The organism is Sphingobium sp. SA916 (assembly GCF_002894065.1).
Classification (GTDB): Bacteria; Pseudomonadota; Alphaproteobacteria; order Sphingomonadales; family Sphingomonadaceae; genus Sphingobium; species Sphingobium fuliginis.
In genome coordinates this window covers 1-9,146 of the sequence record NZ_LXYF01000095.1, presented here as the reverse complement: position 1 = coordinate 9,146, position 9,146 = coordinate 1, and the positions used below count along the sequence as shown (strand labels likewise).

Genomic DNA, 9,146 nt, shown 5'->3' with positions numbered 1-9,146 from the left:
AGACCATCGAACACCGACGCTTGCAGCACCGCAAGCTCGCCGCTTAATATCAACCCCAGGACGAGGCCCGCGCTCCGCTAATCTACGCCGCGATCTGCGCCAAATGTTCTGACGACAGACAGGCTTGGGCACCACCCTTTCCTGGGTTCTGCACCGCTGACGATGCCGAAAGCCCGAGAGCGGTGCCAATCAGGCTTCTCCTCGCAGATACTCTCCGTCAGGCGTGACCAGCTTTATGAGGCGACGCCCGCCCTGCATCTTCCCATCGCAAAAATCCGGTGAAGGGATGGAGATATGGGGAAGCGACAGCCTCTCAGCATCCCTCAACTCCGCCCTGCGTTGCGGACGCCCCATGGGGCAGCTTTTTCAACGCTGCGTGTGCGCGGCTCAGGCGGTCAGTCTTGAACCGTCAACGCTGAACCACCATTGCAGAACGGGAGCGCCCCGTCGCAACGCGGCACCTCTCTTCCAGATCGGCAGTTCATCCTTTCGCCGCTATTTTGAGGGGTTATGGGCATTCTTCACGGACGCCGCCATTCCTGTCGAGAAAGCAATCGCCCCGCAGTCGACCATTTCGGGCCAGTCAGCCGCTGGTGCCACATAGCTGAAAATCGGACATGGGATGGACTTCCCCTCCTACGGTTCGGGCGTGGACTTGCTCAACCGGAACAGGGCGCTGGCGTCGCTTCAATGGTGAGATGGTGAGATAGAGCGCTGCAAGATACGGTGTCCGTCGCCCACCTGCCTCCAATCGCGAAGGAAGAGCGTTTTAAGAGCACCCTCCCCCATGCCTCAGTAATTCCATTGCACCTGTGTACGGATAAGATTGCCTTCCGCACGACCTGTACGGCGTTCGTCGGCTTCGGCGCGCTTCATTCGGGCGAAGGCAAGGGTGAATTCCAGCGCTTTCCACGGCTGCCATTCGACGCCCAGTTCCAATTCGTCGGTTTCCAGACGCGGCGCATTCGTGCCCGCCTTCCACCCGCCGCGATAATATTGCCAGCGGCCATAGGGCATCAGCGTACCGATCGAGTCCGTGGGCATGCGGTACATCATCTGGACATAACCGCCGTTCAGCTTCCTGGTCAGGATGGATTGGCTGGCGCGATCATATTCCGGCCCCTTGCCCCAGTTCCATTCTGCCTGGATACCGAAGGGCTGCGGGTAGAGCATGGCGTGGATGCCGAGGCGATCGTCATCATAGGCCACGGAACTGACCGAGCCGCTGCGCAGTTCGGGCTGCACGTCATTCATCATTGCAGAGCCGCCGATTTCGAACACCTGCCCGGCCAAGGCTTCGCCCAGGCCATCCAGTTCGAAAGGCCAGGTAGCGAAGGCGACCTTCATCAGACCCCGATTCTGTTCCGTCCTGTTGGTGCCCTGCCCGTTAAAGGCGCCTATGCCGAATGCGCCGTAATTGCCGAACAGCTTCTGGCCGTCATGCGACAGCCGATCCCAGATTTTCTGCACCGAAGGTGGGGTATAATAGCCGACAATACCAAGGTCTCGTTCGCTGGGTACCGCGCTGTTAATTGCATCGCTGCGATCGAGCGTCAGGCGGTTGGACGAGGACTGCATATTCTCCCAGCCAAAAGGCACCTTCGACTGGCCGAAACGCAGCCGGAAACTCTTCCCCTTGTCAAGGAAGACGTCGGCATAGGCGTCCCGCAATTGAGCGAAGCCCTCCCGCCGCTCGCTCCCCGCCTGGTTGTTCACCGCGGTGGCGAAATCGGATTGAAGATAGAGCGACACGCGATCGGAAATGTCGCCCTGGAGCACCAGCCGCGCACGGCGCAGCGAAAAGCTGCCCCGGTCCGAGATCGAACTGTCATGGACCGATCGAAGGCGGGAAACGCCGGCAGGCGCGCTATCGTCGCCTGACAGAAAGGCATTGTAGCGCATCTGGGTATAGCCCCGAAGCGAGAGCCGTTCGTACCACGCCTTCGACCTGGCTTCCGGGGCCGATGCGGGCGCGGCGGCCGGCGGCTGCACGGGTGCACTGGCCAGGGCGGCAGATGGCGTAGCGGCAGAGACAGGAACGGCCGCAGCGGGCTCCGCGGCGGCGGGCGCGGACCTGCTGGCGGCGAGCGCGGATGTCAGCGCCTGCACCTGCGCCTTCAGTTCATCGATCTGGCGTTGCAGTTCCACATTGCTCTGGGCGTGCGCCACCTCCGGCATCAGCGCCAGCAGGCTTACCATCATAACCCTGCTTTTGAACATCTTCACCGGCACCGACTGACTCCCCCTGTGTCCACTGGGTGCGGCGGCTATGGCATTTCAGCGACAATGGGATGACAGTAATATTTCATTTTGATGACAGGTGGCCGCACCATTGCCCCGCAGGTCCGGGCAGGCTGCTCCCCGCTTCTCGATAGCAGGGCCAGATGACGGGAAAGTGCATGTGCCGTAGTTTTTTGGAGGACCTTTTCCGACCCTATCTCTCGCGCATGGCTTCCTTGGCCTTGTTGATCGGCTTCATCAGATAATCGAGCACGGTCTTGCGGCCGGTGCGGATTTCGACCGTCGCGACCATGCCGGGCATGATGGCGTGGTCCTTGCCGTCTTTGGTCCGCAGGCTGGAATGCCGGGTGCGGACATAGACGCGGTAGAAGACCTGATCGCGATTGACCTCATCCTGCAGGGTGTCGGGGGAGATGCGGTCGACCGTGCCGTCCAGCGTACCGTAGATGGACGGATCATAGGCGGTGATCTTGACCGTCGCGGGCAGCCCCGGACGAATGAAGGCGATGTCGCGCGGGCTGATGCGCGCTTCGATGAGCAGCTTGTCCTCCAGCGGCACGATCTCCATCAGCGAACCGCCGGGCTGGAGCACGCCGCCAATGGTCGTCACTTCCAGATTCTTGACGATCCCCCGCACCGGAGAGGTCAAGATGGTGCGGTTCAACTGATCGCGCCGGCCGCTCATCACCTGATCGACCACTTCCAGTTCGGCCTTTGTCTTCGCATAATCGTCATTGGCCTCGATGATGAACTGGTTGCGCAGGGAATCGAGCTTGGCCTGCAGTTCATTTTCCTGCCGCTGGAGCTGGATGACCTCGACCTTGTTGGCCGCGCCCAGTTCGACCAGTGGCGTGGTCATCTGAAGCTGGCGGCGGACGAGCGCGAGCGATTCCCGCAGGCTGGCCGTGGCGACCTGAAGATTCTGGCGCCGGGAACGGAGCAGTTCCATCTCCCGCTCGACCAGTCCCGGAGTCTGGCGGACCTCCGCGCCGAACCGGGGCTCTCCGCCAGTGATCTCCGCCTCCAGCCGGGCTGCCGCGGCCTCCAGCGAGCGCGCCTTGGCGACGGACTCGCCCAGGGTGGAACTGAACCGCGCGCGGTCGAGCGTCGCCAGCTTCTGGCGCGGCTGGACGATGTCCCCTTCATGGACGAAGATGCCGTCGACGATGCCGCCTTCCAGGCTCTGGATGACCTGGGAACGCGACGGAGGCGTCACTTTGCCGGGACCGACCGCGACCTCGTCCAGCGTGCCGAACCACGCCCAGACCAGAAAGGCCGTCACGCCCAGGGAAATGATGGGAATGACCCTCAGCTTCTCCGCGAAGGCCAGCCAGTCGCTCTCCTTCCCTGCCGCATCGCGCAGCAGGGGGGACGCCGTCTTCGTTTGCGTCGTCATGCCTGTGCCCCTCCCGTGACGCGGGCGCCGGCCCTGGGCCCGGCCAGCGTGGCGATCACCTTGTCCCTGGGGCCGTCCATGACCACCGCACCGCGCTCTATCACGATGATGCGATCGACCAGTCCGAGCAGTCCGGACCGGTTGGTCGTGACGATCAGCGTGCGGTCGCCCAGCCATTGGTTGAGTTCGCGCACCAGATGCCGCTCGCTATTCTCGTCCAGCGGCGCGGATGGCTCGTCCAGCAGCAGGATATTGCCCTTGCGCAGCAAGGTGCGGGCAAGCAGTAGCGTCTGGCGCTGGCCGCCCGAAAGGCCTGCGCCGCCCTCCTGCAACAGGAGGTCGAGACCCTGAGACTGGTTCTGGACGAGCGGCAGGCCACCCGTGACGGCCAGCGCCGCCACCATATCCTCGTCGCTGGCATGGGGCGCGCCCACCAGCAGGTTCTCGCGTATGGTGCCCAGGAACAGTTGCGCGCCCTGCCCCAGATAGCCCGTTTCCCTGCGAATGTCGGCCGGGTTGATCAGCGCCATGCTCGTGCCGTCGAGCAACAGCTTGCCGGAGGTCGGCCGCGCCAGCCCCGAAAGCTGGCGAAGCAATGTCGACTTTCCCGCGCCGATCTTGCCCAGCAGGGCGATCCGTTCCCCCTGCCGGATCGAGAGCCGGTCGATCCTCAATACCGCCGGCGATTCCGCGTCATAGGCATAGAGGAGATTTTCGATCTCATAATTGCCGCGCAACAGGGTGCGGCGGAGGAGCCCCGCTTCGGGATCGTGGTCCACGGGCTTTTCCATAATGTCGTTGAGCGCGCCGATGGCGACCTTCGCGCTCTGCCAGCGGGTGAAGACCTGCCCCAGCGGCACGAACAGCACCAGCGCGCGGCTGGTGAGGATGGAACAGGCGATCAGCGCGCCCATGGTCATGTCGCCGTCCATCACCCGATAGGCCCCGGCGACGACCACCGCTGTATAGGCAAGCTGCTGCAGGGTCTGGGACCAGTTGGAAAACAGGGCGGCGAAGAAGCGCTGCTCCGCCCCGACGCGGGCGCCGGTCACGGTGAACCGTTCCCATAGGGACTGGAAGCGGGGCTCGGCCTGCGCGGTCTTGATCTCGTCGATGCGCTCTATGGATTCCACGAGCATGGCGTTGCGCAGCGCGGCTTCCCGCATGCCCTCCTTCGCCAGCCGCCCAAGGGGAATTTGCAGGAGAAGCCCCGGCACCACGATGAGGATGAGCGCCGCCAGCAGCACGAAGGTCAGCGGCCCCGCCAGCATGGTGAACAGCGCCAGGAAGAGGATGATGAAGGGCAGGTCGACCAGCGCGGACACGGTGGTGGAGGTCAGCAGTTCCCGGATCTGCTCTATGTCGCGCAACTGGGCGATGAAGGCGCCGGTCGACTTGGGCCGGGCATCGTTGCGGATGTCGAGCGCGCGGGCGAATATCCTGGAGGAGATCGCAAGGTCGGCCCGCCGTCCGATCCGGTCCACCACCACCACCCGGGAGGTGCGCAGCAGCAGTTCGAGCAGCAGCGCCATCAGCGTCCCCAGCGCAAGCACCCAAAGCGTGGGGATCGACCGGGCGGGAATGACGCGGTCCCATACCTGCATGGCGAAGAGCGACGTGCCGAAGGTCAGCAGATTGCCGAAAAGCGAGGCAAGCACGATCTCCCCATAGCCGCGCCGGTCGCTGAGCACCGTGTCCCAGAACCAGGACCGCCTGCTTTTGCGGAGGAAGGCGTCGATACGGGCATCACGCGCCCTGGTCGAAAGCGCCTCCACCAGACCGGCGCGGCCCGTCGCCTTCTCCGCAAATTCGGCGCGCGGGATTTCGAGCATGGTCTGGCCCGACAATCCGGGTACCGAAAACAGGACGCTGTCGGCGCCGCGCCGGTGGAGGACGGCAACCACCCCTTCGCGCATTTCGAACAGGGCCGGCAGCATCATGTCCGGCACCTCGTCAGGCCGGACATCGACCAGGTCGAGCTGGATTCCGGACAGCCGGGCCGCCTGCCGCAATTCATCGCGCGGGTCGCCCTCATGGCCGGACCATGCCAGCCGGCCGGTCAGTTCCGCCTCCGTCAACCCTATCCCTTTCAGGCCGGCAAGCGCGACGATGGCCGCGATCCAATTGCGTCCTGCGCCGATTTCCCGATCAGCCATCGCCATCGTCCTGTGTCATGCTGGAGGGCAGGCCAAGCGATTGCCGAAGCTGGCCGAAGACATTCTCATATTGGACCCGCGCACCCAATATGTCGTATTCCGCCGCGATCCTGGCGCTCGCCGCGCGGTAGATTTCCAGTTCGGCATTCAGCAGTTCAGTGAGGCTGCGCTTGCCGAGCTTATATTCCTCCAGGAAGATCGCGCTGGCATCGACGGCCTGCTGTTCCTGGCGGCGATAGGCCTGGATGCGCAGATAACCGCCCCTGATCTGCTCCCGCGCGGCAAGGGCCCGGCCGCGGATGTCGAGGATCGTCGACTCCTTCGTCGCCTGCGCGGCGCGGCGGTCCTCCTCGGCCGCCTTCACGGCATAACGGTTGGACCGGCGAACCAGGTCGCCGGTCACCGTCACCATGGCGGAAAAGGCGTCGTCCCTGTTGTTGTAGGTATAATTGTTACGGCTGTAGCCAAGCTGGATGCCAAGGCGCGGGAAGCGCTCGGCCCGCGCCTGCCCTACCCGCGCCGATGCCGCCTGTTCGGCCTGTTCGGCGGCGGCCACGGCAGGCAATGTGGCGAAATCAGGCTCCCCGTCATGGGACGCGAACCGTTCGATCGCCTGCGCCGGATCGTCATAGGCCTCCGGCATGACGCCGATGAGATTGGCCAGCGTCACCTTGGCCGCCGTCAGCGACGATCCGGCCTGGATCTGGTCGCCGCGGGCGCTTTCCACCCGCACATCGGCCAGCAACAGGTCGGAACGATCGGAAAGCCCGGCATCCACCCGCAACTGGATCAGCATCTGGAGATGCTCCAGCGACTGGACATGCTTTGCGGTTTCGAGTTCCAGCAGCTCGAACCGCTTCACGTCGAGATAGGCGAGCGCGCCTGTCTCCGCCAACTGGTCGGCCGCCGATTCCAGTTCGAACCGGCGCTGCTTCTCGGTCGAACGGGCATAGCCGATCTCTCCCTTTGTCCGACCGAAATCCCAGGCAAGCTGGTTGAGCGTCAGGCTGGGCCCCGCCATATTGTCGTTGAGGCCGGAGCCGCTTTTGCCCGACAGCATATTGGGCCCCAGGTTCGCCTGATAGGAAAGCTGCGGCGTCCACAGGCTGCGCGCCGCCCCCAGATCGGCCCGCCCCCGGGCCAATGTGGCGCGGGCGCGGGCGAGATCGGGATGGCGGGCAAGCGTCAGCCCGACCGCATCGGCAAGGCCGATCCTGCTGCCATGCACTGGAGGGGGATCGGCGACGGGATCGGCGGGCGCGGCGGAAGCGGCACCGGCGTGGAGCGCTTCCGCCAGGGCAAAGCCAAGGAGCATGAGAATCTTCCCGGCCAAGGGCGGGAAAATCCCTTTCCGCTTCCGCATCAGTGGCCCCTCTCCCGCCCCTGCCCTCTGGCAGGTGACGGCATCAAACCACCACCAGCACGGGATCTTCGATGAGCACGGTCGTGGTTCCCAGACTATATTGCTCATAGGCGTGATTATCGACCAGCGCCTGGCCGACATGGACCGCACCGGTCATGGTCACGCTGTCGTTATTCTCGCCCGTGATGATGAGTTGCCGGTTCGCATCCGTCGCCTGGATGATGCCGGCCTCCGTCAAGGTGAGGCTGTGTCCGGTATCGCCCACGCCCAGGTCGATCCGTTCCATATTGCGGATATTGGTCGCCGCATCGAGGTTCAGCGACACGCTGCTGTCGCCGCGGACGAGCAGCGCATCAGCGCCCGCCCCGCCGTCGATCAGCGTATCGGCCGCGTCGAACAGCAATATGTCGTTCCCGGTGCCGCCGTCCAATGTGTCGGCGCCGGCGCCGCCGCGCAATATGTCGTTGCCGCCGCCACCCTGGAGAATATCGGCGCCGCCATAGCCGTAGAGATGCTCATTGGCCGCGGTGCCGGTCAATATGTTGACGCCGGCCGTGCCCTCCAAAATGGTCGGATCGCTGCTGCCGCCAAGCAGGGTGTTGAGCAGATTGGCGTCGAGCAGACTGGCCGCATTGTCCGTCCGCGACGCGCCGGCCGTATCGGTCGCCGTGATGCTGATGCCTGACAGCAGGTTCACGTTGAGACCAAGCGGTGAATTGAAATGCACCGCCCTCAGCAATTCGTTGATGGCCATATTGTCGATCGGCCCGCCATCCAGCGCCGTTATCGTCATGGTCGAGGAGATGGTGGAGACGGGCGTCCCCAGCACGGTCACGAACTGGTTGTTGACGTTGACCGCAAGGCCGAGTTCGGTCGCCAGATCCTGCGACACGGTGAAGACCTGCGTGCCGACGGTCAGCAGGGGCGTAAAGTCCAGCACGACGCTTTGCAGACTGTTCTCCGGATCGATCGCCACGAAGGCCTGGCTGCCGATGTCGAGCAGGCCCAGGGCTTCCGCACTGACAAGCCCCAGCAGGCTGCTGTCCGATGCCAGGACGATGGGCGCGTCGTTGACGTTCGTGATGGTGATCGGCTGGGCGGCCGTGGAGCCCACATTGCCGACCGCATCCACTACGCGCACGTCCACCACATGGCCGCCGGCGCCGAGCGTGCCGGGACCGTAGGACCAGCTGGTGCCGCTGGTCGCCGCCTGCCTCCAGGTGGCGCCGCCATCCAGGCTGACCTCGACCCGCTCTCCGCCGGCCAGCGGTGCGCTCAACGTGCCTGTGATGGTCGGGGACGTATCGTCGGTGGCCCAGTCGCCCACCACCTGCGTGTCGTCGCGCAGGGCCGTGATCGCGACCGTGGCGGTCGGGGCGACGGTATCGATGGCTATGGCATAGGGCGCCGACGCCAGGCCCGCATTGCCCACGGCATCCGTCACGACGGCGGTGAAGCTGTGCGGTCCATTGCCTAAGGGCGTTGTCGGCGTGAAATTCCAGTTGCCCGATCCATCCGCCGTTGCGGTGCCCAGCAGCGTGCTGCCATCATAGACGGAGACGTTGGCGTTCGCCTCCGCGCCTGTTCCCGAAATGGTCGGCGTTGTGTCGTCCGTCGCCCCTCCCAGCCACCGCGCCCAGCACCGAGCCCATATTGTCGCTGACGCCGGTAATCGTCGGCGCGGCCGGGACGGTGAGGTCTATCGTCAGCGCATAAGGCGCCGAGGCAATGCTGGCATTGCCTGCTGCGTCGACGCCAACGGCGGTGAAGCTGTGCGCCCCCTCGCCCAGCGGAGCGGTGGGCGTGAAATTCCAGTTGCCCGAAGCGTCCGCCGTCGCCGTGCCCAGCAGGGTGCTGCCGTCATAGACCGAAACGGTCCCGTTCGCTTCCGCACCGGTTCCGGAAAGGGTCGGCGTCGTGTCGTCGGTCGACCCTCCCGAAATCACGCCGCCTAGGATCGAACCGGCATTGTCGCTGGCCCCGGTGATCG

At 64.6% G+C, this 9,146-nt stretch carries 6 protein-coding genes; all 6 read right to left on the bottom strand.

What is annotated here, in order from left to right; translation table 11 throughout:
• Positions 1–792 precede the first annotated feature (792 nt).
• Entirely contained in the window at positions 793–2,202 is a 1,410-nt protein-coding gene (locus tag A8G00_RS23135; protein WP_099185856.1) for a porin, read from the bottom strand.
• Positions 2,203–2,434: 232 nt separating this feature from the next.
• Positions 2,435–3,637, bottom strand: a complete 1,203-nt coding sequence (locus A8G00_RS23130) for an HlyD family type I secretion periplasmic adaptor subunit (protein WP_037482550.1) — start codon at positions 3,635–3,637, stop codon at positions 2,435–2,437.
• Positions 3,634–5,793, bottom strand: a complete 2,160-nt coding sequence (locus A8G00_RS23125; RefSeq protein WP_099185997.1) for a type I secretion system permease/ATPase — start codon at positions 5,791–5,793, stop codon at positions 3,634–3,636. The genes A8G00_RS23130 and A8G00_RS23125 overlap by 4 nt, the downstream gene beginning before the upstream one ends.
• Complete coding sequence (locus A8G00_RS23120; protein ID WP_099185857.1) at positions 5,786–7,108, bottom strand: TolC family protein; 1,323 nt, start codon at positions 7,106–7,108, stop codon at positions 5,786–5,788. Before A8G00_RS23120 ends, A8G00_RS23125 begins: the two co-directional genes overlap by 8 nt.
• Positions 7,109–7,199: 91 nt before the next feature.
• Positions 7,200–8,750, bottom strand: a complete 1,551-nt coding sequence (locus A8G00_RS23115; RefSeq protein WP_253258072.1) for an Ig-like domain-containing protein — start codon at positions 8,748–8,750, stop codon at positions 7,200–7,202.
• The coding region (locus A8G00_RS25395) for an Ig-like domain-containing protein (RefSeq protein WP_172451962.1) at positions 8,704–9,146 on the bottom strand (443 nt) is incomplete at its 5' end. The genes A8G00_RS23115 and A8G00_RS25395, both read right to left, overlap by 47 nt.